Origin of the sequence: Microbispora oryzae (assembly GCF_017896165.1) — a bacterium.
Classification (GTDB): Bacteria; Actinomycetota; Actinomycetes; order Streptosporangiales; family Streptosporangiaceae; genus Microbispora; species Microbispora oryzae.
Map to the genome: position 1 here is coordinate 1 of NZ_JAFCNB010000065.1, position 1,194 is coordinate 1,194.

Annotated in this window: 1 protein-coding gene; it reads right to left on the reverse strand. The window is 69.0% G+C overall.

All coding sequences use genetic code 11. The annotated features are described in order from the left end of the window. On the reverse strand, window positions 1–1,042 hold a 1,042-nt coding region (locus tag JOL79_RS33545), incomplete at its 3' end, for an IS1380 family transposase (protein WP_230985974.1). Window positions 1,043–1,194 lie beyond the last annotated feature (152 nt).

Sequence of the window (1,194 nt, forward strand, 5' to 3'; positions counted from 1 at the left end):
TGCGGTCTTCGCAGCGGGCGCGGCGGCGGTGGCGTAGCTCCAGGTCGGCGAGCTGGCCCCGACGGGTGTTGGTGACGAAGCAGGTGAAGCGGTGCCCGTCGATGTCGGTGAAGCGCAACTGCGCGCCCGGGTGCGGGCGTTCCTTGCGGACGATCAGGCGCATTGCCTTCGGCCAGCCGTCCAGCCTGGCCAGGCCGGTCAGCTCGGCGACCCACGCACCGGGCCGTACCTGGCCCTCGGCGTCGTAGGCGGGTGTCCACGCCTGCTCGGGTAAGGCAAGGATCGCGGCTTGGACCTCTTCGGTGAGGGCGAACCCGATCGAATACGACAGCCGCCGCCCGGGCCGGGTCAGCCAGGTGAGGAACTCGTGGGTGCCGCCGCCGGAGTCGGTGCGGATCAGCACTTGACGGCGGCGGTGCTTGGGAAGCTGAGCCGTGGCCAGGCGGGTCGCGGTGATGTGGTCGGCGGCGGTGTTGGACCCGGCGTTGCCGGGCCGCAGCACGATCGCCAGCGGTTCCCCGCCACCTGCGGGGCCGTGGTCGGCGAAGACCGTCATCGGGTGGAATCCGAAGGTCTTCTTCCAGGTCGGTGTGGCCTGGTCCTTGTCGGAGTGGGCGATGACGAGGGTCGCGTCGATGTCGACGGGGATCAGTTCACCGTCCGCACCGGGGGCGTGGGTGCCGGCCAGCATCCATGCCCGCTCGCGGGCGATGGCACGGGCGGTGCGGATCGCCTTCAACGCGCGGGCGGGATCGGCGGCCAGGCGGTCGATCAGCCGGGACACGGTCGGATCGGAAGCGATCGGGCCGAACACCTCGCTCTGGGCGCGGAGCATCGCGATGTCGGCCAGGCAGTCCCCACCCAGCGCCACGGTGAGGGCCAGATCGGCGATGACCTTGCCCGGGTCATGGATCGCGCGGGACGGACGCCACCGCTCCAGTTGCGCCGACAGTTCCCTGCCCAGGCCGGTGACCCGCAACGTCTCCAGCAACAGCAGCCCACCGGCTTGCGAGATGAGTCCCGGGCCGTCTGCGGACACCATGATCTTGCGCTGGAAGGCGGTAGTCTTCACGTGGAAAGTGCCTTCTGAACTGGTGCGGACAGGACTCTAGACAAGCCCAATCCTCCCAGCTCAAAGGCACTTTTCTCATGTAAACGATCAAGCCCGCTCAAATTCGCCGCGAAAGCCCGAGG